Annotated in this window: 21 protein-coding genes; 16 read left to right on the forward strand and 5 right to left on the reverse strand. The window is 59.4% G+C overall.

What is annotated here, in order from left to right:
• The first annotated feature begins 135 nt into the window (after positions 1-135).
• The 11 genes from LIY45_RS12625 (at position 136) to LIY45_RS12675 (ending at position 17,091) form a co-directional block, all read left to right on the forward strand.
• Positions 136-849, forward strand: coding sequence for an SIMPL domain-containing protein (locus tag LIY45_RS12625; protein ID WP_003216012.1), 714 nt, complete (start codon positions 136-138; stop codon positions 847-849).
• A gap of 370 nt (positions 850-1,219) precedes the next feature.
• Positions 1,220-4,351, forward strand: coding sequence for a DUF6543 domain-containing protein (locus tag LIY45_RS12630; protein WP_226476512.1), 3,132 nt, complete (start codon positions 1,220-1,222; stop codon positions 4,349-4,351).
• A gap of 137 nt (positions 4,352-4,488) precedes the next feature.
• Positions 4,489-6,090, forward strand: coding sequence for an ABC transporter substrate-binding protein (locus tag LIY45_RS12635; protein WP_226476513.1), 1,602 nt, complete (start codon positions 4,489-4,491; stop codon positions 6,088-6,090).
• A gap of 258 nt (positions 6,091-6,348) precedes the next feature.
• Positions 6,349-7,977, forward strand: a complete 1,629-nt coding sequence (locus tag LIY45_RS12640; protein ID WP_017477762.1) for an ABC transporter substrate-binding protein — start codon at positions 6,349-6,351, stop codon at positions 7,975-7,977.
• Positions 7,978-8,280: 303 nt separating this feature from the next.
• On the forward strand, positions 8,281-9,885 hold the full coding sequence (locus tag LIY45_RS12645; protein WP_017477763.1) for an ABC transporter substrate-binding protein: 1,605 nt from the start codon (positions 8,281-8,283) through the stop codon (positions 9,883-9,885).
• A gap of 171 nt (positions 9,886-10,056) precedes the next feature.
• The gene (locus LIY45_RS12650) at positions 10,057-11,454 is read left to right on the forward strand and encodes an OprD family outer membrane porin (RefSeq protein WP_226476514.1); all 1,398 of its coding nucleotides are present in this window, start codon (positions 10,057-10,059) and stop codon (positions 11,452-11,454) included.
• A gap of 81 nt (positions 11,455-11,535) precedes the next feature.
• Positions 11,536-13,134, forward strand: coding sequence for an ABC transporter substrate-binding protein (locus LIY45_RS12655; protein WP_017477765.1), 1,599 nt, complete (start codon positions 11,536-11,538; stop codon positions 13,132-13,134).
• 74 nt (positions 13,135-13,208) lie between these two features.
• On the forward strand, positions 13,209-14,219 hold the full coding sequence (locus LIY45_RS12660; protein ID WP_003215992.1) for an ABC transporter permease subunit: 1,011 nt from the start codon (positions 13,209-13,211) through the stop codon (positions 14,217-14,219).
• A 10-nt stretch (positions 14,220-14,229) separates the two neighbouring features.
• The gene (locus tag LIY45_RS12665; protein ID WP_003215991.1) at positions 14,230-15,141 is read left to right on the forward strand and encodes an ABC transporter permease subunit; all 912 of its coding nucleotides are present in this window, start codon (positions 14,230-14,232) and stop codon (positions 15,139-15,141) included.
• 10 nt (positions 15,142-15,151) lie between these two features.
• On the forward strand, positions 15,152-16,120 hold the full coding sequence (locus tag LIY45_RS12670; RefSeq protein ID WP_003215989.1) for an ABC transporter ATP-binding protein: 969 nt from the start codon (positions 15,152-15,154) through the stop codon (positions 16,118-16,120).
• On the forward strand, positions 16,120-17,091 hold the full coding sequence (locus LIY45_RS12675) for a peptide ABC transporter ATP-binding protein (protein ID WP_003215987.1): 972 nt from the start codon (positions 16,120-16,122) through the stop codon (positions 17,089-17,091). The genes LIY45_RS12670 and LIY45_RS12675 overlap by 1 nt, the downstream gene beginning before the upstream one ends.
• 108 nt (positions 17,092-17,199) lie before the next feature.
• Here LIY45_RS12675 and LIY45_RS12680 read toward each other — a convergent pair whose 3' ends face one another.
• The 3 genes from LIY45_RS12680 to LIY45_RS12690 all read right to left on the reverse strand — a co-directional run bounded on the left by LIY45_RS12680 (position 17,200) and on the right by LIY45_RS12690 (position 19,972).
• Positions 17,200-17,469: a hypothetical protein gene (locus tag LIY45_RS12680; protein WP_226476515.1), complete on the reverse strand. Its 270-nt coding sequence runs from the start codon at positions 17,467-17,469 to the stop codon at positions 17,200-17,202.
• Positions 17,470-17,581: 112 nt separating this feature from the next.
• Positions 17,582-17,857, reverse strand: coding sequence for a hypothetical protein (locus LIY45_RS12685; protein WP_226476516.1), 276 nt, complete (start codon positions 17,855-17,857; stop codon positions 17,582-17,584).
• A gap of 531 nt (positions 17,858-18,388) precedes the next feature.
• Positions 18,389-19,972 (reverse strand): peptide chain release factor 3, encoded by a 1,584-nt coding sequence (locus LIY45_RS12690; RefSeq protein ID WP_226476517.1) that lies wholly within the window; start codon positions 19,970-19,972, stop codon positions 18,389-18,391.
• A 331-nt stretch (positions 19,973-20,303) separates the two neighbouring features.
• On the opposite strand from LIY45_RS12690, the gene LIY45_RS12695 reads away from it, so the two are divergent.
• The 5 genes from LIY45_RS12695 to LIY45_RS12715 all read left to right on the forward strand — a co-directional run bounded on the left by LIY45_RS12695 (position 20,304) and on the right by LIY45_RS12715 (position 25,393).
• A complete protein-coding gene (locus tag LIY45_RS12695) occupies positions 20,304-21,020 on the forward strand; it encodes an ABC transporter permease (protein WP_003215977.1) in 717 nt (238 codons plus the stop codon).
• Positions 21,021-21,058: 38 nt separating this feature from the next.
• Complete coding sequence (locus LIY45_RS12700) at positions 21,059-21,952, forward strand: glycine betaine ABC transporter substrate-binding protein (protein ID WP_226476518.1); 894 nt, start codon at positions 21,059-21,061, stop codon at positions 21,950-21,952.
• An 11-nt stretch (positions 21,953-21,963) separates the two neighbouring features.
• On the forward strand, positions 21,964-22,617 hold the full coding sequence (locus LIY45_RS12705; protein ID WP_003215973.1) for an ABC transporter permease: 654 nt from the start codon (positions 21,964-21,966) through the stop codon (positions 22,615-22,617).
• Positions 22,614-23,771 carry an ABC transporter ATP-binding protein gene (locus tag LIY45_RS12710; RefSeq protein WP_008437274.1) on the forward strand — a complete coding sequence of 386 codons (1,158 nt, stop codon included), beginning with the start codon at positions 22,614-22,616 and terminating at the stop codon, positions 23,769-23,771. The genes LIY45_RS12705 and LIY45_RS12710 overlap by 4 nt, the downstream gene beginning before the upstream one ends.
• Positions 23,772-24,229: 458 nt before the next feature.
• Positions 24,230-25,393 carry a type III PLP-dependent enzyme gene (locus tag LIY45_RS12715; protein ID WP_003215969.1) on the forward strand — a complete coding sequence of 388 codons (1,164 nt, stop codon included), beginning with the start codon at positions 24,230-24,232 and terminating at the stop codon, positions 25,391-25,393.
• 66 nt (positions 25,394-25,459) lie between these two features.
• On the opposite strand, the gene LIY45_RS12720 is transcribed toward LIY45_RS12715, so the two are convergent.
• Together LIY45_RS12720 and LIY45_RS12725 are read right to left on the reverse strand one after the other, a co-directional pair.
• On the reverse strand, positions 25,460-26,260 hold the full coding sequence (locus LIY45_RS12720) for a sel1 repeat family protein (protein WP_226476519.1): 801 nt from the start codon (positions 26,258-26,260) through the stop codon (positions 25,460-25,462).
• 2 nt (positions 26,261-26,262) lie between these two features.
• The gene (locus LIY45_RS12725) at positions 26,263-26,943 is read right to left on the reverse strand and encodes a Fe2+-dependent dioxygenase (RefSeq protein WP_226476520.1); all 681 of its coding nucleotides are present in this window, start codon (positions 26,941-26,943) and stop codon (positions 26,263-26,265) included.
• Positions 26,944-26,950: the final 7 nt, after the last annotated feature.

A 26,950-nucleotide genomic window follows, 5' to 3' on the forward strand; every position in this document is an offset into this window, starting at 1 on the left:
TGTGGCTCTTTGACGCAGGGGTCAGGATCATGACCGTTCGTCGGCATCCGCCAACTTGTAGCGAATGTGTAAACCCGAAGAACTGAAACCTTGCGTCTACAGTCTTACCGAACACGAACATCTCAAGGAGCTTACATGTCTCGTTTCATTCGCAGTGCAGCCACCCTCACTCTCGGCGCCGCTACCCTCGCCAGCCTGCCGGCCATGGCCGCTGACGAACTGCATTACAACCAGATTTCCCTGCGTGCCGAAGTCAGCCAGGAAGTGGCGCGCGACCAGATGATCGTCACCCTGTACACCGAGTCGCAGAACACCGACCCGGCCAAGCTGGCCGCCGAAATCACCACCACCATGAACAAGGCGCTGGCCCAGGCCCGCGAAGTCAAAGGCGTGACCTTGCGCCAAGGCAGCCGCAACAGCTACCCGATCTACGACAACAAGAATCAGAAAATCACCGGCTGGCGTGAACGCGCTGAACTGCGCATGGAAAGTGCCGATTTCGCCGCCCTGTCCAAGCTCACCGGCGACATGCTGACCAACCTGAAAATGGACAGCATGGATTTCGCCATCGCCAACCCGACCCGCAAGGCCAGCGAAGATGCCCTGCTTAAAGAGGCGGTCACCGCGTTCAAGGCCCGTGCACAACTGGCCACCGATGCGCTGGGCGGCAAGGGCTACAAGATCGTCAACCTGAACTTCAACACCAACGGTTATCCACAGCCGTATGCACGTGGCGGGATGATGATGAAAGCCGCAGCGATGGATTCGGCGCCGACGCCGGAAGTTGAAGCGGGTACCAGCCAGGTCAATATGACCGCGGATGGCGTGATCGAAGTCCAGATGCCCTGATTGAGCGGTACCCGAGTTGCAATGACGCTGCCTACGGGCAGCGTTTTGTATTCAGGTGAGAACATATCCTGTAAATCATTTCTGAGTTCACTACGGAATCGATAGCCCGGTTTTCGACACATATATATACCCCCCACGTTGACAGGGATTGCTCTGCGGGTATGTGTCCCAACCACTATCGAGTGCCGCACTCATGTCCCATCGTTTGTCCGCGTCCACACAGAGCGTAACTGAACGCATCATGCTCCGACCAGCTTCAACGCCGCCGCCCCCCTCCCCCAGCGCTCACAACGCGCGCGCCCCTACTCCAGCGCAACCGCAGCAAGTTGAAGCCGCAGCTCCCGGGGACCCAGCCCTGGTCCAGGCTTACATGAGCGTGATACAACGTAAGGCCGAAGGTCACCCGCCCGGCTTGGTCAAGGTCCCCGCCCAGACGGTGTTGGGCCAATGGCTTGAGCTGTATCGCTCGCAACTGGAACACCCGGTTATCCAGGGCTGGATGCGCGAGCAGAACATCGACCCGTCCACTCTGTCGGTCGTGCCTTCCACCGGTGCCATGTCCGCCAACGTCAACGGCGTGAAGAAGGACTTTTCGCTGACCGACGGTTCAGGCTGGGCACAGGTTTCCGGGCCCCTTCTGGCGTCCGCCCAGGTTATCGTTCCCGTCGCCGGACAGACGTTACGCATACGCTCAGACGAGAATACGGTGGAGGTCAGCGCGAGAGTGGTCGCTAACTTCTACGGTATACCGCTCCCCGCCAACCTCGCGCAGGCCAGAACGCAGATAAGGCAGCTGGAGCACAGCCAGTCTTTCGGCGCCATTGCCGCCGATGACCGCCTGCGACCGGCCAACCGGCGTTCAGCGCAGGCGCTGGAAATACAGAAGCGCAACGCCGAGGCTTCATATACCGCGGCACCGCAAAAACTGGCTTTTATGCGCCTGGCAAACAACATGGAGAACGCCTACCCCGACGTGCGCGACGAAGCCAAGAAATGGGCTGGCGAATTGGTCGAGCGCTTGACCGGCGAAAAAAACGTGGACGTCGACACTCTGTATTTCAATCGTTTCCGTCACGCGCAAAGCGCCTCTCCGGGCACCGCCACCGGGGCGATGCACATGAACGAAGAGCCGTTCTATTCGAAACCCCTCCCGGATGCGCTGCTGGATAACTTCTCGGAACACGACCAGATCCCGGGGCAACTTGACACTGAAGCGGGCATTTACAAGGCCGGCACCGGAGAAAGCACCAAGGGTGGGTATGGCGCCCACAACCAGTTCCCGCTCGCCCCTTCGAAGTTGATGCACGAGAGTTGGAAAACTGACTTCCAGACGCACATGAGTAAAAAAATAGACCAGTTCTGGAAAGCCCACGGCGAAGATTACCGCACCGTCTTGAAGGGAAAATTCGTCCAGCAGGCGCGCCAGCAACTGAATGAGTATGACGTAAAGACGCCCCTCGAAAAAAAACTGATGCCGGCTGAGCACCAGTTCACCCAGGAGGACTACAACCTGGTCATGAAGGCCGCGTCCAATCTTCCCCAAGATAAAAACGCACCACTGACCGTCGCCCAACTGCAGGCAGAAGCACCGGCCAAAGATCAGGTAAGAGCCTACCCGTTCGATATCAATGGCTGGGGTTCCAGCGACATCATCCGTTTCTCCGCCCTGGATGACAAACAGTACAACTATCAGAACAACCGTCGCGACGGAACGCAAATCCTCTATATCCCCGGTGCCAAGCCGGCATTCCTGAGGTTCCCCTCCCTGGACAAAATGGATGAATGGGTGGTGGAGCAGGCCAAGGACCCCAAAAAAAGCAAGGCACTCGCTTCGCATTTCTCCCTATACAACCGCCAGGATGGCGGCGCGCTCGGAAAATTTGGCGTCGACTCCTCACTGGCTCATCTGGGCAACGGCGATTGGTCGAAGATGGAAGGCGAAACCATTGATCGCAACTATGTGCGCATCGAAGGTGACGTCTTCAGCTATATGCGGGACCAGGCGAAGGATCGCATGACCAGCGATGCGGACATCGCGATTAAATCCAACAGCGAAGTAACCAGGGACACCTGGCTCAATGACATTTCCGCAGCCGCCAAGCTGGTCGCCCCCGTTGCGCCGGTGGGTGCCCCCGTTGCCGCCGCCGCCGTAACCCTCGGCGTCACGGAGTTGGCGTTGGGTGCGGAAAAATCCGCTTCGGGCGACACCCAGGCCGAACGCAGCAATGGCGCCTGGAAAACCTTTGATGGAGTGCTCAACACCTTGTTTTCCGTCGGCGCAAGCGCGAAGGTCGAAGACCCGTTTGAAATACCCCGCGAGAACGGAACGACGCTACCCAGCCAGGAAACCTCTCTCCCCACCTTGGAGGGCCGTGCAGGCCGTGGCTTGCCGAATCGGCTACAGCCTTCACAGGCAGGCAATATCAGTGGCTATGCCGTAGCAGACGGTGATCAGTTGATTGCCAACAGCACACCCAACGCGAAGGGCATTTATCAGATCAAGGACGGTAACGGCGTTGACCAGTGGTTAATCCGGTATACCGACGACACAGGCGTCAGCAAAGTGTACGAGATCAGGGGAGATTTCAAACTCAGTGACGACTATGCGCAGATCATTGACCCCGTCAGCCGAAAGCCAGTGATGACGGTACACCATACCAATGATGGCGATTGGGTCCGGGCGAATGGCAAAGGCGGATGGCCATGGAGCCGAAATTCATCTTCGTCGTCCTCCCTGGACCAACGGTCTCCCTCACCCATCGCGCGAAAGTTCGAGGTAGAGGGGCTGGAAACGAAGGGAGCCGAAAAGATTGATGAATATTTGATGTTTGATGAGAACGTCAAATATGAGTATGCCGTTCAAAACACCCGGCAAGTGGAGGGTGTTGTCACCGAAAAAAAATTCCAGGTTTCCTGGCAGCTGGAAGAGGACAACTTCACGGTTCTGGACTCTGAAAAAGCCAAGCCCACTGCGTTGGGTACAGGCGATTACTCGGATAGCTTCGTAAAAGACATTCATCGCCTCGATTACTCGATTATCAACAAAGAAAAACCTGAGCTCAGCATGGACCTCAGTAGCACGGCCGCCACCGAAGATGAACTCAAAGCAGGACGGCTGCAGCAATTCGAGAACATCGTTCCCGACCCATTGATGCGCGCACGTATATCTGAAGTGGCGCATCAAGGTTCTCTGGCACCCGCCACCCATTACATAAACGGGACGGAATCGGGCCTGAAAGACGGGTATTACCTCAGCGGAGGAGAGACTAAGTTCACAATCGAATATGACCCTGTTGATAACAGCGCACAGGTCAGCGTTATTTCTAAAAACCCCATCTCGAACCCCAACCAGGATCTCATGAGGGTTCCCGGCGTCGAGATCACGACCAAGCGCACCTTTACCATAAGGGAGAGCAATGAAATCGAGAGTGAAAGCAATCCCTACGTCATCGACAAACATGCCCCGAGCACTATTCAAATTTCAGTGTTAACTGAAGTTTAAAAACGTTGAACTCGGTAGAGGGACAACAGGAACAGCGTCTGGCTGCATGCCCTCTACCTGAGAATCCTGAACGGCGGTAACCTCGGTGACCGCCGTTATCGTCTGGGCAGCGTTTACCTGCCACTTCAGGGGTCTCCATGGAAAGAATCACCTTAAAACCGCTGCTCCTTGCTGCCGGCCTGCTGGCGTTCATGCCTCTGGCCCAGGCGGCCAGCACCCTGGTCTACTGCTCCGAAGCCAGCCCCGCCGGCTTCGACCCCAGCCAGTACACCAGCGGCACCGATTTCGATGCCTCCGCCGAAACGGTGTTCAACCGCCTGACCCAGTTCAAGCGCGGCGGCACTGAAGTCGAACCCGGACTGGCAACCCGTTGGGACGTGTCCCAAGACGGCCTGATGTATACCTTCCACCTGCGGGATGGCGTCAAGTTCCACACCACCGACTACTTCACCCCGACCCGGGACTTCAACGCCGACGATGTGCTGTTCACCTTCCAGCGCCTGCTGGATCCCGAAAGCCCGTTCCGTAAAGCCTATCCGTCGGAATCGCCCTACTTCACCGACATGGGCTTGAACACCACCATCAAGAACGTCGAAAAACTCGACGAGCACACCGTGCGCTTCAACCTGAACAACGTTGATGCCTCCTTCGTGCAGAACCTGGCCATGAGCTTCGCCTCGGTGCAGTCCGCCGAATATGCCGCGCAGCTGCTCAAGGAAGGCAAGGCCGCCGACATCAACCAGAAGCCCGTGGGCACCGGGCCGTTTGTGTTCAAGCGGTACCAGAAGGATTCGCAGATTCGCTACAGCGCCAATAAACAGTATTGGAAGCCCGACGATGTGAAGCTCGACAACCTGGTGTTCTCGATCACTCCGGACGCCGCCGTGCGCCTGCAGAAGCTCAAGGCCGGAGAGTGTCAGGTCAGCGGTTATCCACGCCCCTCCGATATCGAAGTGATGAAGCAGGACCCCAACCTGCGGGTCCTTCAGCAAGCCGGCTTCAACCTGGGCTTTCTCGCCTACAACGTGACCCATCCGCCACTGGACCAGCTCAAGGTGCGCCAGGCGCTGGACATGGCCATCGACAAGCCGGCAATCATCAAGGCGGTGTACCAGAGCGCCGGACAATTGGCGCAGAACGCCCTGCCTCCGGCGCAGTGGTCTTATGACCCGACGATCAAGGACGCGCCCTACGATCCGGCCAAGGCCCGGGCGCTACTAAAAGAAGCAGGGGTTGCACCAGGTACGACCCTCAACCTGTGGGCGATGACGGTTCAACGCGCGTCGAATCCCAACGCCCGGATGTCGGCGCAGATGATCCAGCAGGATTGGGAAAAGATCGGCATCAAGGCCAATATCGTCAGCTATGAGTGGGGCGAATACATCAAACGCGCCAAAGCCGGCGAGCACGACGTGATGATCTACGGCTGGACCGGCGACAACGGTGACCCGGATAACTGGCTCGGCGTGCTCTACAGTTGTGCCGCGGTGAAGGGCAGCAACTATGCGAAGTGGTGTAACCCGGCCTACGACAAACTGGTGCAGCAGGCCAAGGTCAGCAGCGACCGTGAACAGCGCATCAAGTGGTATCAGCAGGCACAAAAAATCCTTAAGGAACAAGTACCTATAACGCCTATTGCAAACTCGACGGTTTTCCAGCCCCTTCGAAAGGAAGTCCAGGACTTCAAGATCAGTCCATTTGGACTCACACCGTTCTACGGCGTCAGTCTGAATAAGTAACAGCAACGCCCCAACCGAGTGCGCCAGACGCCTCGGTTGGGCATTCCTGGTGCAGCCCTCGCACCGAAAAAAACCCTCAAAAATGCAAAAATGTGTCTGAACTTACACATATGCGACATTCGTGTACGTTCGTACCACTGTTTAGCCGTTGTAGGCTCTCAACATCTTGCATTGGGTATGGGCCCTGCATAAGTATCCGCAGGTCGACTCACGAGGTCGCCCTCACTACCAAAAATGACAACAAATCATGAGGCCAACATGCTTAAACACGCAGTCATTCCGTTATTAGTCAGCGCCGGTTTAATGGCTGCTGCACCTTTCGCCCAAGCGGCGAGCAACCTGGTGTTCTGCTCCGAAGGGAGCCCGGCCGGTTTTGATCCAGGCCAGTACACCACCGGAACAGACTTCGATGCTTCGGCCGAAACCATGTTCAACCGTCTGACCCAGTTCGAGCGCGGCGGCACCGCTGTTGTTCCTGGGCTGGCCACGACCTGGGACGTTTCCCCGGATGGCCTGACGTACACCTTCCACCTGCGTGAAGGCGTCAAGTTCCACACCACCCCGTACTTCAAGCCAACTCGTGAATTCACGGCTGACGACGTACTGTTCACCTTCAACCGGATGATCAACAAAGACGATCCGTTCCGTAAAGCCTACCCGACCGAGTTCCCGTACTTCACGGACATGGGTATGGACACCAACATCAAGAACATCGAGAAAGTCGATGACCACACTGTCAAGTTCACCCTTGGCACCGTGGACGCCGCCTTCATCCAGAACCTGGCCATGAGCTTCGCCTCCATCCAGTCGGCTGAATACGCCGCCCAACTGTTGAAGGAAGGCAAGGCACAGGACATCAACCAGAAGCCAATCGGCACTGGTCCGTTCGTGTTCAAGAGCTACCAGAAAGACTCCAACATCCGTTACACCGGCAACAAGGATTACTGGAAGCCTGAAGACGTGAAGATCGACAACCTGATCTTCGCCATCACCACCGACCCGTCGGTGCGTATCCAGAAGCTGAAGAAAAACGAATGCCAGGTGACCCTGTTCCCGCGTCCGGCCGACCTCAAGGCGCTGGGTGAAGACAAGGACCTGAAACTGCCGCACCAGGCCGGTTTCAACCTGGGCTACATCGCCTACAACGTAATGCCGGTCCTCAAGGGCCAGACCGCGCCTAACCCGCTGTCGGACATCCGGGTGCGTGAAGCCCTGGACATGTCGGTGAACAAGCAGCAGATCATCGACTCGGTTTACCAGGGCGCTGGCCAACTGGCGGTCAACGCCATGCCGCCTACCCAATGGTCCTACGACACCACCATCAAGGATGCGCCGTTTGATGTGACCAAAGCCAAGGCTTTGCTCAAGGAAGCCGGCGTCAAGGAAGGCACCGAGATCACCCTGTGGGCGATGCCGGTCCAGCGTCCGTACAACCCGAACGCCAAGCTGATGGCTGAGATGCTGCAGAACGACTGGAAACAGATCGGCCTGAAAGTGAACATCGTCAGCTACGAGTGGGGCGAGTACATCAAGCGTTCCAAAGGCGGCGAGAACCAGGCCATGATCATTGGCTGGAGCGGCGACAATGGTGACCCGGACAACTGGCTGAACGTGCTGTTCGGCTGCGACTCCCTGGCCGGCAACAACTTCTCCAAGTGGTGCGACAAGAAATTCGACGGCATCGTGAAAGAAGCCAAGGCAACTTCCGACGTAGCCAAACGCACCGAGCTGTACAAGCAGGCGCAACATATCCTCAAAGATGCAGTCCCGATGACACCTATCGCGCACTCGACGGTGTATCAACCCATGCGCAACAACGTACAGGACTTCAAGATCAGCCCATTTGGCTTGAACTCCTTCTACGGCGTGAGCGTAAGCGGCAAGTAAGGATCACTGGCGGCGACGTTTCATAACGTCGCCGTTATTGCATCCGCCAAGGCCATAGGAAACAGACCACATCCGCACACGCTGCCGTCCTACGGCAGCTAACTGCGAATCGCGGTGCCGTTACCTACAAGGTCTGTCAGATTCGTTGCATTTACTGCCCGGCTCCCGACCCATAACGTCGTGGCACGGCAGAAGCATCGTCTCTGTAGGCAACTGCCGTTGTGGGATCAGTGTTGTCGCAAGGCCTTGAATGGCCTTGCGATTGCTCACTGACGAAAACAACAAACAAGGATCGGGATTGTCATGCGCCATACCACCGTTCTATCCGCGATATTCGGCACCAGCCTGTTGGCTGTGGCCTCGATGGGCCAGGCTGCCGAGAAAAAGAGCCTGGTGTTTTGCTCCGAAGGCAGCCCGGCTGGCTTCGACACCGCGCAATACACGACGGCTACCGATAACGACGCCGCCGAGCCTATCTACAACCGCCTGGCCGAGTTCGAAAAAGGCGCGACCAATGTCGTACCGGGCCTGGCAACCCGTTGGGATATTTCCGAAGACGGCCTGACCTACACCTTCCACCTGCGCGAAGGGGTGAAATTCCACAGCAACAAGGACTTCAAGCCGACGCGTGATTTCAACGCCGACGATGTGCTGTTCACCTTCAATCGCATGCTTGACCCCGAACATCCGTTCCGCAAGGCCTACCCCACCGAGTTCCCGTACTTCAACGGGATGAGCCTGAACAAGAACATCGCGAAGGTCGAGAAAACCGGCCCGCACACCGTGGTGATGACCTTGAACACGGTCGACGCCGCGTTCATCCAGAACATCGCCATGAGCTTCGCCTCGATCCTGTCGGCTGAATACGCCGACCATTTGCTCAAGACCGGCAAGCCCAGCGACATCAACCAGAAGCCGATCGGCACCGGGCCGTTCGTGTTCCAGCGTTACCAGAAAGACTCGCAGATTCGCTACACCGGCAACAAACAGTACTGGGACCCGAGCCGCGTGAAGCTCGACCAGCTGATTTTTGCGATCAACACCGACGCCTCGGTGCGGGTGCAAAAGCTCAAGGCCGGTGAATGCCAGATCACCCTGCACCCGCGCCCGGCCGACGTCGAAGCCCTGAAGGCCGACCCGAAGCTGCAACTGCTGACCAAGCCAGGCTTCAACCTTGGCTACATCGCCTATAACGTGCGGCACAAACCCTTCGACCAGCTCGAAGTGCGCCAGGCCCTGGACATGGCGGTGAACAAGCAGAGCATTCTCAACGCCGTGTACCAGGGCGCGGGGCAACTGGCGGTCAACGCCATGCCACCGACCCAGTGGTCTTACGACGACACCATCAAGGACGCCGCCTACAACCCGGAAAAAGCCAAGGAACTGCTCAAGGCTGCCGGCGTGAAGGAAGGCACCGAGATCACCCTGTGGGCGATGCCGGTGCAACGGCCGTACAACCCCAACGCCAAGCTGATGGCCGAAATGCTGCAAAGCGATTGGGCGAAGATTGGCCTCAAGGTCAAGATCGTCAGCTATGAATGGGGCGAATACATCAAGCGCACCAAGAATGGCGAGCACGATATCAGCCTGATCGGCTGGACCGGCGACAACGGTGACCCGGACAACTGGCTGGGCACCCTCTACAGCTGCGACGCCATCGGCGGGAACAACTACTCCATGTGGTGTGACCCGGCGTACGACAAGCTGATCAAGCAAGCCAAGGTCGTGACCGACCGCGAACAAAGGACTGTTCTGTACAAACAGGCGCAGCAACTGCTCAAGCAGCAGGTGCCAATCACGCCAGTCGCCCACTCGACGGTCAACCAGCCGTTAAGCGCCAAAGTCGAAGGGTTCAAAGTCAGCCCCTTCGGCCGCAACGTGTTCTCGGGCGTCAGCATCAACCCATAAAAAGATAACCGGATTGCGCAGGGCGAGCACTCGCCTTGCTGCAAACGTGCAGCCTTATTTCGGGTTTTACCCTTGGGCAAACGTTTGCAAAGGCTTGAACGAGTTACACACCCAATAGCCGGTTCACCTAAAAAGACCGGCATTAAAAAGAGAACCAAAGGAGCGTCACCCATGAAACTGAGCAGCACCGCGCTACTGGCCCTGGCCATCAGCAGCATCACGGCTACCGCCTACGCTGAACCTGCAAGCCAGGACTTCGTTCCAACCACATTGGCCGGCACCAGCGCCCAAAGCGAGGCCAAAGGCTACATCGATGGATTTAGCCTGGGCGGTACAACCCGTAACTGGTTTTCCAACGAACAGAAGTTCCGTGGCGGCAAATTCACTTACCAGAAGCACGGTGAAGCACGTACCGATGCGTACCGTACCAACTGGGTACAAGGCACCATCCTCAACGGTACCTCGGGCTTTACCCAAGGCACCGTGGGCGTGAGCACTGAAGTGGCGGTCTACAACGCTCTGGTCCTGGACCGCAGCAAGCGCGACATCAAGGGCGGCTCCAACCGTACCCTGGCCGACTCCAACGGCGACGCCGTAGACCAGTGGAGCAAACTGGGCCTGGCCAACGTCAAGTTCCGTGTCTCGAACACCACCTTGACCGCCGGTCGCCAGAACTTCAGCAGCGGCATCGTCGACACCATCGGCAACCGTGCACTGCCTTCGAGCTTTGAAGGTGTGAGCTTCAACAGCGAAGAGTTCAGCAACCTGTCGTTCCAGGGCGGCATCTTCGATCGCGTTTCGCCACGGACCGAGCAAAGCCTGTCGAAATTCCGTTCCGAGTACGGTAACGGCCAGACCACCGACAAAGTCAAAACCCTGGGTTTCAACTACCAGCCATTCAAGAGCCTGAAAACCAGCGTGTTCGCCGCTAACGTCGAAGACTTCTGGAACCAGTACTACGTCGGCGCCACCCACGAACTGGGTGATGCCCAGACCCTGGCACTGACCACCGGCCTGAACTACTACAAAACGACCGATACCGGCAGCAAGAAGATGGGCAGCATCGACAACGACACTTACTCGTTGTCTTTCGGCCTGACTCACCAGGCCCACAGCCTGACCTTCTCCTACCAGGCCATCAACGGTGACGAGTACTTCGACTACCTGCACGAAACCAACGGTATCTACCTGGCCAACTCCTTGACCTCCGACTTTAACGGACCGAACGAGAAATCCTTCCAGATCGCCTACGGTATCAACATGGCCGAATACGGCGTGCCAGGCCTGAAGTTCAACATCTACTCGGCTCGCGGCTGGGGCATCGACGGCACTCACTACACCGGTACTGCCTACGGCGAATCTGGCGTGGCACGTAGCGACCTGCGCCTGATGGACGGCGAGAAGCACCAGGAATACGGCGTGGGCGCGGCTTACGCGATCCAGAGCGGCTCGCTCAAGGCCACCACCATCCGTGGTACCTACGTCACTCACCGCGCCAGCGAAAATCAGGCTGACGGCAACATCCGTGAGTTCCGCCTGGTCACCACCATCCCGTTCAACATTCTTTAATCAGCGCCAGGTCGGCGGCGAGCTCAGGACGAGCCCGCCGCCTACGCTTGTCTGGTCCAATCGATTGCAGAGGGCTCTTAGATGAAAATGCTCCCGTTACAAGCTGCCATTGCCGCTGCGCTGTTGAGCGTCGCTGTCGGCATCTCGGCCAAACCGTTGGTCGTCTGCACCGAAGCCAGCCCGGAAGGCTTCGATCCGGTCCTGTACACCACGGCTGTCACCGCCGACGCTGCGGCCGAAACCATGTTCAACCGCCTGGTGGACTTCAAGCCCGGCACCACCGAAGTGATCCCGGCGCTGGCCAAGGACCTGCCGGAAATCAGCGCCGATGGCCTGACCTACACCTTTCACCTGCGTGACGACATCAAGTTCCACACCACCGACTACTTCAAACCCACGCGCAACATGAACGCCGACGACGTGCTCTGGAGCTTCCAGCGCCAGCTGGACCCGAATCACCCGTGGCACAACAAGTCCAACGTGGGCTACCCATACTTTGAAAGCATGGGCTTCAAGGAACTGCTCAAGAGCGTAACGAAGACCGATGACCACACCGTAGTCTTCACCCTGACCCGCCCTGAAGCACCGTTCCTGGCCGACCTGGCCATGGCGTTTTCCTCGATTCACTCCGCCGAATACGCCGACCAGTTGCTCAAGTCCGGCAAGACCGACGACCTGAACGCCAAGCCCATCGGCACCGGCCCGTTCATCTTCACCCGCTACGCCAAAGACGCCCAAGTGCGCTTCAAGGCCAACCCGGACTACTTCCGTGGCAAGCCGCCGGCTGACCCGCTGATCCTGGCCATCACCACCGACAACAACGTGCGCCTGCAAAAGCTCAAGGCCAACGAATGCCAGATCGCGCTGTATCCGAAACCGGATGACGTGCCGAGCATGAAGGCCGACCCGAACCTGAAGGTGGCGGAACTGGCCGCGATGACCACCGCCTACACCGCGCTGAACACCACCCACAAGTACATGAGCGACGCGCGGGTGCGTCACGCGATCAACATCGCGTTCGACAAGAAAGGCTACAACGAGTCCCTGTACGGCAAAGGCAACGCAGTCGACGCCACCGGGCCTTACCCACCCACCTTGCTGGGCTTCAGCGACAAGCTGAAGAACCCGCCACGTGACTTGGACAAGGCCCGCGCCCTGCTCAAGGAAGCCGGTGTACCGGAAGGCACCGAGATCACCCTGTTCACCCGCAACGGCGGCGGCCCGACCAACCCCAATCCGATGCTCGGCGCCCAGCGCATGCAGGCGGACCTGGCGCAAATCGGCCTGAAAGTGAACATCAAGGTCATGGAATGGGGCGAAATGCTCAAACGCGCCAAGAATGGCGAACATGACATGGTCTCCGCCGGCTGGGCGGGGGATAACGGGGACCCGGATAACTTCCTCACCCCGAACTTGAGTTGCGATGCAGCGAAAAACGGCGAAAACTACGCCCGCTGGTGTAACAAAGAGTTTCAAGACTTGATCGACAAGGCACGCGCTATCGCTGAACCCGCACAGCGCGCTGCACTCTATGAACAAGCCATGGACGTTTTCGACAAGGACCAACCATGGATTCCCATGGCTTACCCGAAAATGTTTACCGCCATGCGTAAAAACGTCGAGGGTTATACCCAAAGCCCTCTGACTACAAATAACTTCGCCACCACCCAGGTGAAGTAGATAAGAGACGCTCGGCACCGTCGACATTGACGGTGCCGAACCTGCCTAACCGGCTGATTGAGGTACACAACAAGATGTTTAGTTTTATTGCCCGCCGATTGGGGTTATTGATCCCCACGTTTTTCGGCATCACCTTGCTGACGTTCGCGTTGATTCGCATGATCCCTGGCGACCCCGTCGAAGTCATGATGGGCGAACGACGAGTCGACCCCGAGATGCACGCTCAGGCAATGGAACGCCTTGGTCTGAACAAACCGCTTTACGCGCAATACCTGGATTATGTCGGCAAGCTCGCCCACGGCGACCTCGGCGAATCCCTGCGTACCCGTACCAGCGTGTGGACTGAATTCACCGCACTTTTCCCCGCGACCCTGGAACTGTCCATGGCCGCCCTGTTGTTCGCCGGCATCCTGGGGCTGTTAGCCGGGGTGATCGCGGCCTTGAAGCGAGGATCCCTGTTCGACCATGGGGTGATGGGCATCTCCCTGGCGGGATATTCGATGCCGATCTTCTGGTGGGGCCTGATCCTGATCATGTTCTTCTCCGTGAGCCTGGGCTGGACGCCAGTGTCGGGGCGGATCGACCTGCTCTACGACATCGAGCCGCGCACCGGCTTCATGCTGATCGACACCCTCCTGGCTGACGAGCCGGACGCATTCTGGGATGCGCTGCACCACCTGATCCTGCCCGCCATCGTGCTCGGTACCATCCCGCTGGCCGTTATCGCCCGGATGACCCGTTCGTCGATGCTTGAAGTATTGCGCGAGGACTACATCCGCACCGCCAAGGCCAAAGGCCTGTCCCCGGCGCGCGTGGTGTTCGTCCACGGCCTGCGTAACGCCTTGATCCCGGTACTCACCGTGGTCGGCCTGCAAGTCGGCACGTTGCTGGCCGGTGCGGTCCTGACCGAAACCATCTTCTCGTGGCCCGGCATCGGCAAATGGCTGATCGAAGCCATTGGCGCACGGGACTATCCCGTGGTGCAAAACGGCATCCTGTTAATCGCCTGCCTGGTGATTCTGGTGAACTTCGTGGTGGATATCCTCTACGGCTTCGCCAACCCACGCATCCGTCACCAGCGCTGAGATCATGACCATGACCACACCTACTCCCGCGGTAGCAGTCGATCAAAGCCTGCTGTACCCGTCCCCGTACAAAGAATTCTGGCAAGCCTTCTCCAAGAACAAAGGCGCGGTTGCCGGCCTGCTGTTCATGTTGCTGGTGGTGTTTTGCGCGCTGTTCGCCCCTTGGGTGGCCCCGCACAACCCGAGCGAGCAATACCGTGACTTCCTGCTGACCCCTCCGGCCTGGCTGGAAGGTGGGCAGATCCAGTTCCTGCTGGGCACCGACGAACTGGGCCGCGACCTGCTGTCACGCCTGATCCAGGGTTCGCGCCTGTCGTTGCTGATCGGCTTGTCGTCGGTCGTCATGTCGCTGATCCCGGGGATCCTGCTGGGTCTGTTCGCCGGGTTTTTCCCGCGCCTGCTCGGCCCGACCATCATGCGCCTGATGGACATCATGCTGGCCCTGCCGTCGCTGCTGCTGGCCGTAGCCATTGTCGCGATCCTCGGCCCTGGCCTGATCAACACCGTGATCGCCATCGCGATCGTGTCGCTGCCGTCCTATGTCCGCCTGACCCGCGCTGCGGTGATGGGCGAACTGAACCGTGACTACGTGACTGCCGCCCGCCTCGCCGGCGCCGGCCTGCCGCGCCTGATGTTCGTCACCGTGCTGCCGAACTGCATGGCGCCGCTGATCGTTCAGGCCACCCTGAGTTTCTCCTCGGCGATTCTCGATGCTGCCGCCCTGGGCTTCCTGGGCCTTGGCGTACAACCGCCAACCCCTGAGTGGGGCACCATGCTGGCCTCGGCCCGCGACTACATCGAACGCGCCTGGTGGGTCGTGAGCCTGCCTGGCTTGACCATTTTGCTCAGCGTGCTGGCAATCAACCTGATGGGCGACGGGCTGCGCGATGCGCTGGACCCGAAACTCAAGAATGCCGCCTGAGGAGATTCCCATGTCACTGCTAGAAATCAAGAATCTCAATGTCCGCTTCGGCGACAAGACCGCCGTGCCAGTGGTCGATGGCCTCGACATCTCCGTCGACAAAGGCGAAGTACTGGCGATCGTTGGCGAGTCCGGTTCGGGTAAATCCGTGACCATGATGGCGCTGATGGGCCTGATCGAGCACCCCGGCATCGTCACCGCCGACGCCCTGAACTTCGACGGCAAGGACATGCTCAAGCTGAGCAACCGCCAGCGTCGACAGATCGTCGGCAAAGACCTGGCGATGGTGTTCCAGGACCCGATGACCGCCCTGAACCCCAGCTACACCGTGGGTTTCCAGATCGAGGAAGTGCTGCGCCTGCACTTGAAAATGTCCGGCAAGCAAGCGCGCAAGCGTGCCATCGAACTGCTGGAAAAGGTGGAAATCCCAGGCGCTGCCAGCCGTATGGATGCCTACCCGCACCAGCTGTCCGGTGGTATGAGCCAGCGTGTGGCGATCGCCATGGCCATCGCCGGCGAGCCGAAACTGCTGATCGCCGATGAACCGACCACTGCACTGGACGTGACCATCCAGGCCCAGATCATGGACCTGCTGCTGGCCTTGCAGAAAGAGCAGAACATGGGCCTGGTGCTGATCACCCACGACCTCGCCGTGGTGGCCGAAACCGCCCAGCGCGTGTGTGTGATGTACGCCGGCCAGGCCGTGGAAGTCGGCCAGGTGCCACAGTTGTTCGACATCCCGGCGCACCCGTACAGCGAAGCGCTGCTCAAGGCGATTCCCGAGCACAGCCTGGGCGCCACGCGCCTGGCCACGCTGCCGGGTATTGTGCCCGGCCGTTATGACCGCCCGCAGGGTTGCCTGCTGTCGCCACGCTGCCCATATGTGCAGGAGTCCTGCCGCGCCCAACGCCCGGGCCTTGACCCGAAAAGCCACAGCCTTGCCCGCTGCTTCTACCCGCTGAATCAGGAGGTGGCGTAATGGCCGTCGTACTTACCGCCCGCGACCTGACCCGTCACTACGAAGTGTCCCGTGGCCTGTTCAAGGGCCACGCCCTGGTGCGTGCGCTCAATGGTGTGTCGTTCGAGCTGGAAGCCGGCAAGACCCTCGCGGTCGTGGGCGAATCCGGTTGCGGTAAATCCACCCTGGCCCGCGCCCTGACCTTGATTGAAGAGCCGTCTTCCGGCTCGCTGAAAATCGCCGGCCAGGAAGTGGCCGGCGCCGACAAGGCCCAGCGCAAGCAATTGCGCAAAGACGTGCAGATGGTGTTCCAGAGCCCGTACGCCTCGCTGAACCCGCGCCAGAAAGTCGGAGACCAACTGGGCGAGCCACTGCTGATCAACACCAACCTGTCCGCCGCCGAGCGCCGGGAAAAGGTCCAGGCGATGATGAAGCAAGTGGGCCTGCGCCCTGAGCATTATCAGCGCTACCCGCACATGTTCTCCGGTGGCCAGCGCCAGCGGATCGCACTGGCCCGGGCGATGATGCTGCAACCGAAAGTGCTGGTGGCGGATGAACCGACCTCGGCGCTGGACGTGTCGATCCAGGCCCAGGTGCTGAACCTGTTCATGGACCTGCAGCAGGAATTCAACACCGCCTACGTGTTCATCTCCCACAACCTCGCGGTGGTGCAACACGTCGCCGATGACGTGATGGTGATGTACCTCGGCCGCCCGGTGGAAGTGGGGCCGAAGGAAGACATCTACGCACGCCCGCTGCACCCGTACACCCAGGCGCTGCTGTCGGCGACCCCGACCATTCATCCGGATCCCAACAAACCGAAGATCAAAATCGTCGGCGAGCTGCCCAACCCGTTGAACCCGCCGTCTGGCTGCGCCTTCCACAAGCGCTGCCCGTACGCGACCCAGCTGTGCAGCACCGATGAACCGGTGTTGCGACCACTGGACAACCGCCAGGTGGCGTGCCACTACGCGGAACAGTTCGTGGTCTGACCCACAAAAAATGCCCTGGGGTTAAGTCCAGGGCATCGACTGTGTTCTACAGCCCCTCTCGCCGGATAGCGCATCTGTCTGGCAAGAGGGGCTTTTTTTCAGCGCGACTCAAGTATCGCTGTCACCATCACCCGCATCGCTATCATCGTCATCCGGGGGTGTTTGTTGATCATCATCATCCTTGGAGCCGCCCTGGTCCTCATCACCAGGCTCGGATTCACTTTTGGCCAGCTGCAAACCACCTGCCTGTACCGTCTTCGCTGCCACAAATCCCGTGGAATGGCTTTGCACGGCCGAAGTGGCCCACGCAGAGGACATGCCCAGTGACAACATCACCAGCACTTTGAGCAACAGCACCACACGTTGAAAGATACTCATGGTCGATTTCCGTCCAGTCAGTAAGTAAATCCCGCACGACAGCCTTTTTTCGCCGCCAGTGTTGAAGTTAGTCCTCGTGCAGGGTTTTCGCCAGCGCAGTCCGGCGGCGCACTCAACTATCGCCATCATCGTAGGTTTGGCTGTCCTCACCCTCGTTATCCGGGTTCTCGGCGTCATCACCGCTGGTGGTGCTGGTTTGTGGCTTCCAGCTGCCGGAGTTGCTCTCCTTGGTGCCGCTGGTCTTGCCTGTGTCTTTCCAGGTCTGATCTCCCGTAGCGGCCAATAGCATCTCGCCCTGCGCCAGCTGATGCGCCCAGGCTGACGATATGCCCAGGGACGCCAGTGCCAGCACTTTCAATAACAACACGACCCGCGATAAAACACGCATGCTCATTTCCCTCCTGCCGGTGAGTACATCCCGTACTCAAGACGCTAGTCTCAATGCGCGTGTTTCGCCAATAGAGCATGAGTATGTACAGACCTTGCGCCGGCACCGCGAAGCGGGCCGCCGCTGCTCAATACCTGCGTTCGGCCTCGGGCTGAATGGGGCAGTCAGATCAAGATCAACAGCAGATCAAAAGCAAGAGCACAGCGGCCTACCGGCCGGCTTGAGTGGTAAAAGCCAAGGCAAAAGCCAGAGCGAAAACAGATCTGCTTTTCTGTGGGAGCTGGCTTGCCTGCGATGCAGACACCTCGGTTTTTCAGACACACCGAGGTGTCTGCATCGCAGGCAAGCCAGCTCCCACATTTGGACCGTGCCCGCCTTTGATTTTGCTGTTGCTTCACCCCACTCAAGCCGGCCGGTAGGCCGCTGTGCTCTTGATCTGCCTTTGGCCCCGTTAAACCACGCTGGCCGACCCTGTCCACACAAAAAAGGGCGAAGCCATGACAGCTTCGCCCTTTCGCCCACCGCTAACCCTTAATGGTGTTCGCGAGTCGCGCGGAATTTCACATCCGGCCAACGCTCTTCCATCAGCGCCAGGTTGACCCGGGTCGGGGCCAGGTAGGTCAGGTGACCACCGCCGTCGATCGCGAGGTTTTCCACCGCTTTGATCTTGAACTCTTCCAGCTTCTTCTTATCGCTGCAATCAATCCAGCGTGCGGAGTACACGGTGATCGGCTCGTAGGAGCATTCCACCTTGTATTCCTCCTTCAGACGGCTGGCCACCACATCGAACTGCAGCACACCGACGGCGCCAAGGATGATGTCGTTGCTGCGCTCCGGGAAGAACACTTGGGTGGCGCCCTCTTCCGCCAACTGCTGCAAACCCTGGCGCAGTTGCTTGGATTTCAGCGGGTCGCGCAGGCGTACGCGGCGGAACAGTTCCGGGGCGAAGTGCGGGATGCCGGTGAAGCCCAGCGCTTCGCCTTCGGTGAAGGTGTCGCCGATCTGGATGGTGCCGTGGTTGTGCAAGCCGATGATGTCGCCGGCAAACGCTTCTTCCAGTTGCTCACGCTCGGAGGAGAAGAAGGTCAGGGCGTCGCCGATGCGCACGTCCTTGCCGGTGCGCACGTGGCGCATCTTCATGCCTTTTTCGTATTTGCCGGAGCAGATGCGCATAAAGGCGATACGGTCGCGGTGTTTCGGGTCCATGTTCGCCTGGATCTTGAACACGAAGCCGGCAAACTTCTCTTCCACCGGCTCCACGGTACGCTCGTTGGCAACACGGGCCAGCGGCTTGGGTGCCCAATTGACCACGGCGTCGAGCACGTGATCGACACCGAAGTTGCCCAGGGCGGTACCGAAGAACACCGGCGTCAGCTGGCCGTCGAGGAATTCCTGCTGGTTGAACTCGTGGCAGGCACCCTGCACCAGTTCCAACTGCTCGACAAACCGGTCGTACTCGTCACCCAGGTGGGCGCGGGCTTCGTCGGAGTCGAGCTTCTCGATGATTTTCACATCGGTCCGTTCGTGGCCATGGCCGGCGGTGTACACAATGATGTAGTCGTCGGCCAGGTGGTACACGCCCTTGAAGTCGCGGTAGCAACCAATCGGCCAGGTGATCGGCGCGGCCTTGATCTTCAGGACGGCTTCGATTTCGTCCAGCAGTTCGATCGGGTCGCGGATGTCACGGTCGAGTTTGTTGATAAAGCTGACAATCGGCGTGTCCCGCAGGCGGCAGACGTCCATCAGCGCGATGGTCCGTGGCTCAACGCCTTTACCGCCGTCGAGGACCATCAGTGCCGAGTCCACCGCGGTCAGGGTGCGGTAGGTGTCTTCGGAGAAGTCTTCGTGGCCCGGGGTGTCGAGCAGGTTGATCATGTGGTCGCGATACGGGAACTGCATGACCGACGTGGTAATGGAAATACCACGCTGCTTTTCCATTTCCATCCAGTCGGAGGTGGCATGGCGGTCGGATTTACGGGATTTCACCGTGCCGGCCACCGCGATCGCCTTGCCCATCAGCAACAGCTTTTCGGTGATGGTGGTTTTACCGGCATCGGGGTGGGAAATAATGGCGAAAGTGCGGCGTTTCGCGACTTCGGCGGCCTGGTGGGTCATGGGAAATCGCCTGGCAGGTGAGTCAAAAAAGGGCGGCGAGTATAGCGCAAACCCGGGGTTACAGACCACCGTTCGCCCCATTGGGGGTGGCTAATTGCTGCCAAGTATGGAACCTTTTAAAAGGTAGAGACGTCCACTCCCCTGCTATCGCACTCGTAACAGGGGCTGAAAAATCAGCAAGTTAGCCTGACGAGGCTGCGCTCATGGCTCGACCTCATACCGCGTTGCCGGTATTGGCGAGCTGCATTTCGCGACCACATTCAGAGGCAGCCAGTAATGGCATTGCCGCTCGGAAATGTGTTCGCCGACAGAAGAAAAAAGGAGTCCGCCTGTGGCTATTCGCTATGGCAAAGGGCTTATAGGAGGAGCGGTTGTCGTCGCTCTCCTGGCCCTGCTGGTCCACTGGATCGGCATCAACACGATCGAACTGTACCGCGACGATTTGTTGTTTTACCTGCAAGCTCACTTGATCCTCGTCCTGGTTTCGATGCTGGCCGCCCTGATCGTAGGGATTCCCGCCGGTATCCTGCTCAGCCGACCCAACATGGTCGGGCGCGCAGAACGCTTCATGCAGATCTTCAACATCGGCAATACCGTCCCTCCCCTGGCCGTACTGGCCATCGCCCTCGGTGTCCTTGGCATCGGCAGCGGCCCCGCGATCTTCGCGCTGTTCCTCGCCTCGTTGCTGCCCATCGTGCGCAACACCTATGAAGGCCTGAAAAACGTTCAAGGTTCCCTGAAAGAAGCCGCCGTCGGCATCGGCATGACGCCGCGCCAGGTGCTGTTTCGCGTGGAACTGCCCAACGCCGTGCCGATCATCATCGGCGGTGTGCGCGTGGCCCTGGCGATCAACGTCGGTACCGCGCCCCTGGCGTTCCTGATTGGCGCCAACAGCCTGGGCAGCCTGATCTTCCCCGGCATCGCCCTGAACAATCAGCCGCAACTGCTGCTCGGCGCCGCGTGCACCGCGCTGCTGGCCTTGCTGCTCGACGGTCTGGTGACCATGGCCAGCCGCCTCTGGCTGGAACGCGGGTTGCGTCCGTCTTAAGGCTTTGGCCCCGTCTTAGGCCTGAAACAGGAATTCACATGAAAAAACTGACATTGATATTGAGCTGCGTCCTGCTGTTCGCAGGGTTTGCGCAAGCCGCTGAAAAACCGGTCATTCGTATCGGCGCCCGGGTGTTCACCGAACAGACCCTGCTCGCCGAAATCACCTCCCAGTACCTGCGCACCAAGGGCTACGACACCCGTGTGACCGGCGGCCTGGGCAGCAACCTGGCGCGCAGTGCCCAGGAAAGCGGGCAACTGGACCTGATCTGGGAATACACCGGCGTGTCGCTGGTGGCCTACAACCATGTCGACGAGAAACTCGACAGCGAACAGTCCTACGCCCGGGTGAAAGAACTCGATGCGAAAAAAGGCCTGGTCTGGCTCTCCCCTTCGAAATTCAGCAACACCTACGCCCTGGCCTTGCCAGAGAACGTGGCCAGGGAATTCCCGCAGATCAACAGCATCAGCGACCTGACCACCGCCCTGGCCGAGAAAACCAAGGACAACCGCCTGGTGGCCCTGGACACCGAGTTCGCCAACCGTTCCGACGGCATGGCCGGCATGGTCAAGCTGTACGACATGAACCTGACCCGCAAAAACACCCGGCAGATGGACGCCGGTCTGGTCTACACCGCGCTGCGTAATGGCCAGGTGTTTGCCGGTTTGGTCTACACCACCGACGGTCGCCTGAACGCCTTCAAATTGAAGCTGCTGGAAGACGACAAGCATTACTTCCCGGACTACACCGCCGCGCCGGTGGTGCGTCAGGTTTACCTCGACGCTCACCCGCAACTGGCCGCTGATCTCAAGCCGTTGGCTGCGCTGTTCGACGACGAAACCATGCGCCAGCTGAACGCGCGGGTCGACGTCGACCATGAAAGCCCGTCCGCCGTGGCCGCAGATTTCCTGCGCCAGCATCCGATCAACTAAGAGGAGAAGACATGGAATTCCTGAACGCCTTTTCCCATCTTGATTGGGCCCAAGTCCTGCACCTGACCTGGCAGCACATTACCCTGGTCGGCATTGCAGTGATCCTGGCAATCGTCGTAGGCGTGCCCCTGGGCGTGCTGATGACCCGCTTCCCGACCCTCGCCGGCCCACTGCAAGCCAGCGCCACGGTGCTGCTGACCGTGCCGTCGATTGCCTTGTTCGGCCTGCTGCTGCCGTTCTACTCCAAGTTCGGCCAGGGCCTGGGGCCGATGCCGGCGATCACCGCCGTGTTTCTCTATTCCCTGTTGCCCATCATGCGTAACACCTACCTCGCCCTCACCGGCGTCGAGCCGGGCATCCGCGAAGCCGCCAAAGGCATCGGCATGACCTTCGGCCAGCGCCTGCGCATGGTCGAGTTGCCGATTGCCGTGCCGGTGATCCTCGCCGGTGTGCGCACCGCCGTGGTGATGAACATTGGTGTGATGACCATCGCCGCCACCATCGGCGCCGGTGGCCTGGGTGTACTTATTCTGGCTTCCATCAGCCGCAGCGACATGTCGATGCTGATCGTTGGCGCCGTGCTGGTCAGTCTCCTGGCCATCTTCGCCGACCTGCTTCTGCAATGGCTGCAACGCACGCTGACTCCAAAAGGACTGCTCAAATGATCGAACTTCAAAACCTGACCAAGACCTTCCAAAGCAACGGCAAGACCATCACCGCCGTTGATTCCGTAAGCCTGACCGTCAACGAAGGCGAAATTTGCGTGTTCCTCGGCCCGTCGGGCTGCGGCAAAAGCACCACGCTGAAAATGATCAACCGCCTGATCAAGCCGACCTCGGGCAAGATCCTGATCAACGGCGAAGACACCACTGACCTCGACGAAGTGACCCTGCGTCGCAACATCGGCTACGTGATCCAGCAGATCGGCCTGTTCCCGAACATGACCATCGAAGAAAACATCGTGGTGGTGCCCAAGCTGCTGGGCTGGGACAAGCAGAAATGCCACGACCGCGCCCGCGAATTGATGAGCATGATCAAGCTGGAGCCCAAGCAGTACCTGCATCGCTACCCGCGTGAACTGTCCGGTGGCCAGCAACAGCGGATCGGCGTGATCCGTGCCCTGGCGGCGGATGCACCGTTGCTGCTGATGGATGAGCCGTTCGGCGCGGTCGACCCGATCAACCGCGAGATGATCCAGAACGAATTCTTCGAGATGCAGCGTGCGCTGAACAAGACCGTGATCATGGTCAGCCACGACATCGACGAAGCCATCAAGCTGGGCGACAAGATCGCCATCTTCCGCGCCGGCAAGCTGCTGCAGATCGACCACCCGGACACCCTGCTGGCCCACCCTGCCGACGAGTTCGTCAGCAACTTCGTTGGCCAGGACAGCACCCTCAAGCGCCTGCTGCTGGTGAAGGCTGAAGATGCGGCGGACAACGCGCCGTCGGTCAGCCCGGAAACCCCGGTGGCGGACGCCCTGGAGCAGATGGACGAACTGGACCGTCGCTACGTGGTGGTGACCGACGCCGAGAACAAGGCCCTGGGTTATGTGCGACGTCGCGACCTGCATCGTCAGACCGGTACCTGCGGCCAATACCTGCGCGAGTTCAACGCCACGGCGGCGTACGACGAGCACTTGCGCATCCTGTTGTCGCGGATGTACGAGTTCAACCGCTCGTGGTTGCCGGTGATGGATGCGGAGCGGGTGTTCCTGGGGGAAGTGACCCAGGAGTCGATTGCCGAGTACCTGAGTTCCGGTAAGTCCCGTGGGGGCAAGACCAGTATTGTGTCGCCCGCCGAGACAGCACTGGCCTGATATCCCCTTGTGGCGCGGGAGCTTGCTCCCGTTGGGCTGCGCAGCAGCCCCAAAAAAGCCGGGAGCGCTACGCACTCCAGCGGGAGCAAGCTCCCTCGCCACAAAAGCGCTCCCAGTTCCCCTCGAATAACACTCCTGGGGGAACATCAATCCGTCATACCGGTCGGTTACATAAGTAGCTGCACACGGCCTCACGACGAACGCGTGCAAAAACGCGACATTTTTAGTTGATCTATAGCCCCTCACGTCCTAAAGTTCGCGCCGAACGTCCATGCTGGAAACGATCCATCCGGCTCAAGTACTGACGACGAGACAGCAAGGCCAAGGGAAGCGGTTGATCCCATGGCCTTTTTGCTTTCGGCGACATGCCTTGGGAAGTAGGCGAACCAAAGTGGGGATACGGAGGACGTTCATTTGCACCCATTGATCAATTTAGTTTGCCAGTAGGAGTTCCCAGCATGTCGATCCAGGTCGAAGATTATTTCGCGCGCGCCACTTTTGACAAAATGAAGGCGTTCGCCGATACCCAGGAAACCCCGTTCGTGGTGATCGACACCGCGATGATCAGCCAGGCCTACGATGACCTGCGCGCCGGTTTCGAATTCGCCAAGGTGTATTACGCCGTCAAGGCCAACCCGGCCGTCGAGATCATCGACCTCCTCAAAGACAAGGGTTCGAGCTTCGACATCGCGTCGATCTACGAGCTGGACAAGGTCATGGACCGCGGCGTCAGCCCTGACCGTATCAGCTACGGCAACACCATCAAGAAATCCAAGGACATCCGCTACTTCTACGAGAAAGGCGTGCGCCTGTTCTCCACGGACTCCGAAGCCGACCTGCGCAATATCGCCAAGGCCGCCCCGGGTTCGAAAGTGTATGTACGTATTCTCACCGAAGGCTCGACCACGGCTGACTGGCCGCTGTCGCGCAAATTCGGCTGCCAGACCGACATGGCCATGGACCTGCTGATCCTCGCCCGCGACCTGGGCCTGGTGCCTTACGGCATCTCCTTCCACGTCGGCTCGCAACAGCGTGACATCAGCGTGTGGGACGCGGCGATTGCCAAGGTCAAAGTGATCTTCGAGCGCCTGAAGGAAGAAGACGGCATTCACCTGAAGCTGATCAACATGGGCGGCGGCTTCCCGGCCAACTACATCACCCGCACCAACAGCCTGGAAACCTACGCCGAAGAAATCATCCGCTTCCTCAAGGAAGATTTCGGTGACGACCTGCCGGAAATCATCCTGGAGCCGGGCCGTTCGTTGATCGCCAACGCCGGCATCCTGGTCAGCGAAGTGGTACTGGTTGCGCGCAAATCCCGCACCGCCGTCGAGCGTTGGGTATACACCGACGTGGGCAAATTCTCCGGCCTGATCGAAACCATGGACGAAGCCATCAAGTTCCCGATCTGGACCGAGAAGAAAGGCGAGATGGAAGAAGTGGTCATCGCCGGCCCGACCTGCGACAGCGCCGACATCATGTACGAGAACTACAAGTACGGCCTGCCGCTGAACCTGGCGATTGGTGACCGGATGTACTGGTTGTCTACCGGTGCGTACACCACCAGCTACAGCGCGGTTGAGTTCAATGGCTTCCCGCCACTGAAATCGTTCTACCTGTAAACCCACGCCCTGATCGTTCCCACGCTCTGCGTGGGAACGCATCCGGTGACGCTCTGCGTCACGCCCTTAGAGCGGACGCCGAGCGTCCAGGGCGGCATTTCCACGCAGAGCGTGGGAACGAGCAAGTTCAATGGCATGCGCTTGATAAATCTCGGCCATCGCCCGAATCTTCGGATCATTGGCGGCCGACAACGCCTTGTGCGCCACCCGCAAGAACTTCAAATTCCCGCCCGCCAGGGCCTTGCGCAGCCATTCCAGCGCAGCCTCGATCTGACCTTGATCCGCCAACACCGCCGCATAACTGAACTGCCCGCGAAAATCCCCGCCTTCTGCTGACCGGCGATACCACGCCACCGCCGCCTCCCGATCCCTCGGGCAGTGCAGCCCTTCTTCCAGATAACGCCCCAGCAGGTTCATCGACTTGGCATGGCCCAATTGCGCCGCCTGTCGATAACATGCCAGCGCCTGGGTTTGGTCCTCGACAACCCCGCGCCCGGTCGCCAGCAGATTGGCGTAGTTGTACAACCCCCAATCCAGCCCGGCTTCCGCCGCTAGACGGTACTCCCGCGCTGCCGCCACGGGATCCGCCCCACAGCCCCAACCATGCTCCAGGCAACGCCCGAGCATATTGCGCGCCATCAGGTGCCCGCCTTGGGCGGCAATGCGAAACCAGCGCAACGCCAACGCTTCATCGCGCTCGATGCCGCGCCCTTCCAGCAGGATTTGCCCGAGCAGCGCCTGGGCATCCACAACACCCTCTTTCGCCGCGATCAAAATCGCCTGGGCGGCGCGCACCGGAGAATCGTCGAGCATGGCCTGCAATTGCTCAACGTTGAGGACTTCTTCACGGCGCAATAAAAAGCCCACGGTCAGACCTCAACCCAGCGGCGCAGCAGGTTGTGATAGGTGCCGGTAAGCTGGATCAGCGCCGGGTGGTCAGGCACGTCCCGGCTCAACTGCTGGATCGCGCCGTCCATCTCGAACAGCAAGGTGCGCTGGCTGTCTTCACGCACCAGGCTTTGGGTCCAGAAAAACGAGGCGTAGCGCGCGCCACGGGTCACCGCGTTGACTTTGTGCAGGCTGGAGCCGGGGTACAGCACCATGTCGCCCGCCGGCAACTTGACCCGCTGCAGGCCGAAGGTGTCCTGGATTTCCAGCTCGCCGCCGTCGTAGTCGTCGGGGTCGCTGAAAAATACCGTGGAGGAAAGGTCGGTGCGCACCCGCTCGTGGCTGCCCTTGGACTGGCGCACGGCATTGTCGATATGAAAGTCGAAACTGCCACCGGCGGTGTAACAGTTGAGCAACGGAGGGAAGACCTTGTGCGGTAACGCCGCTGACATGAACAGCGGATTTTTCCACAGCCGATCAAGGATCGCCGCGCCGATTTCCTGCGCCAGTGGGTGGCCTTCCGGCAGTTGCAGGTTGTGTTTGGCCTTGGCCGATTGGTGCCCGGCAGTGATTTTGCCGTCGGCCCACTCGGTCTGCGTCAAGGCGTCGCGGATGCGCAGCACTTCCTCACGAGAGAACAGGCCGGGAATGTGCAGCAACATGGAGGCA

Origin of the sequence: Pseudomonas sp. MWU16-30323, from assembly GCF_020515595.1 — a bacterium.
Classification (GTDB): Bacteria; Pseudomonadota; Gammaproteobacteria; order Pseudomonadales; family Pseudomonadaceae; genus Aquipseudomonas; species Aquipseudomonas yamanorum.

Coding starts and splice junctions, on each gene's coding strand:
- LIY45_RS12625 (WP_003216012.1), top strand. CDS start 136: ATGTCTCGTTTCATTCGCAGTGCAGCCACCCTCACTCTCGGCGCCGCT.
- LIY45_RS12630 (WP_226476512.1), top strand. CDS start 1,220: ATGAGCGTGATACAACGTAAGGCCGAAGGTCACCCGCCCGGCTTGGTC.
- LIY45_RS12635 (WP_226476513.1), top strand. CDS start 4,489: ATGGAAAGAATCACCTTAAAACCGCTGCTCCTTGCTGCCGGCCTGCTG.
- LIY45_RS12640 (WP_017477762.1), top strand. CDS start 6,349: ATGCTTAAACACGCAGTCATTCCGTTATTAGTCAGCGCCGGTTTAATG.
- LIY45_RS12645 (WP_017477763.1), top strand. CDS start 8,281: ATGCGCCATACCACCGTTCTATCCGCGATATTCGGCACCAGCCTGTTG.
- LIY45_RS12650 (WP_226476514.1), top strand. CDS start 10,057: ATGAAACTGAGCAGCACCGCGCTACTGGCCCTGGCCATCAGCAGCATC.
- LIY45_RS12655 (WP_017477765.1), top strand. CDS start 11,536: ATGAAAATGCTCCCGTTACAAGCTGCCATTGCCGCTGCGCTGTTGAGC.
- LIY45_RS12660 (WP_003215992.1), top strand. CDS start 13,209: ATGTTTAGTTTTATTGCCCGCCGATTGGGGTTATTGATCCCCACGTTT.
- LIY45_RS12665 (WP_003215991.1), top strand. CDS start 14,230: ATGACCACACCTACTCCCGCGGTAGCAGTCGATCAAAGCCTGCTGTAC.
- LIY45_RS12670 (WP_003215989.1), top strand. CDS start 15,152: ATGTCACTGCTAGAAATCAAGAATCTCAATGTCCGCTTCGGCGACAAG.
- LIY45_RS12675 (WP_003215987.1), top strand. CDS start 16,120: ATGGCCGTCGTACTTACCGCCCGCGACCTGACCCGTCACTACGAAGTG.
- LIY45_RS12680 (WP_226476515.1), bottom strand. CDS start 17,469: ATGAGTATCTTTCAACGTGTGGTGCTGTTGCTCAAAGTGCTGGTGATG.
- LIY45_RS12685 (WP_226476516.1), bottom strand. CDS start 17,857: ATGCGTGTTTTATCGCGGGTCGTGTTGTTATTGAAAGTGCTGGCACTG.
- LIY45_RS12690 (WP_226476517.1), bottom strand. CDS start 19,972: ATGACCCACCAGGCCGCCGAAGTCGCGAAACGCCGCACTTTCGCCATT.
- LIY45_RS12700 (WP_226476518.1), top strand. CDS start 21,059: ATGAAAAAACTGACATTGATATTGAGCTGCGTCCTGCTGTTCGCAGGG.
- LIY45_RS12705 (WP_003215973.1), top strand. CDS start 21,964: ATGGAATTCCTGAACGCCTTTTCCCATCTTGATTGGGCCCAAGTCCTG.
- LIY45_RS12710 (WP_008437274.1), top strand. CDS start 22,614: ATGATCGAACTTCAAAACCTGACCAAGACCTTCCAAAGCAACGGCAAG.
- LIY45_RS12715 (WP_003215969.1), top strand. CDS start 24,230: ATGTCGATCCAGGTCGAAGATTATTTCGCGCGCGCCACTTTTGACAAA.
- LIY45_RS12725 (WP_226476520.1), bottom strand. CDS start 26,943: ATGTTGCTGCACATTCCCGGCCTGTTCTCTCGTGAGGAAGTGCTGCGC.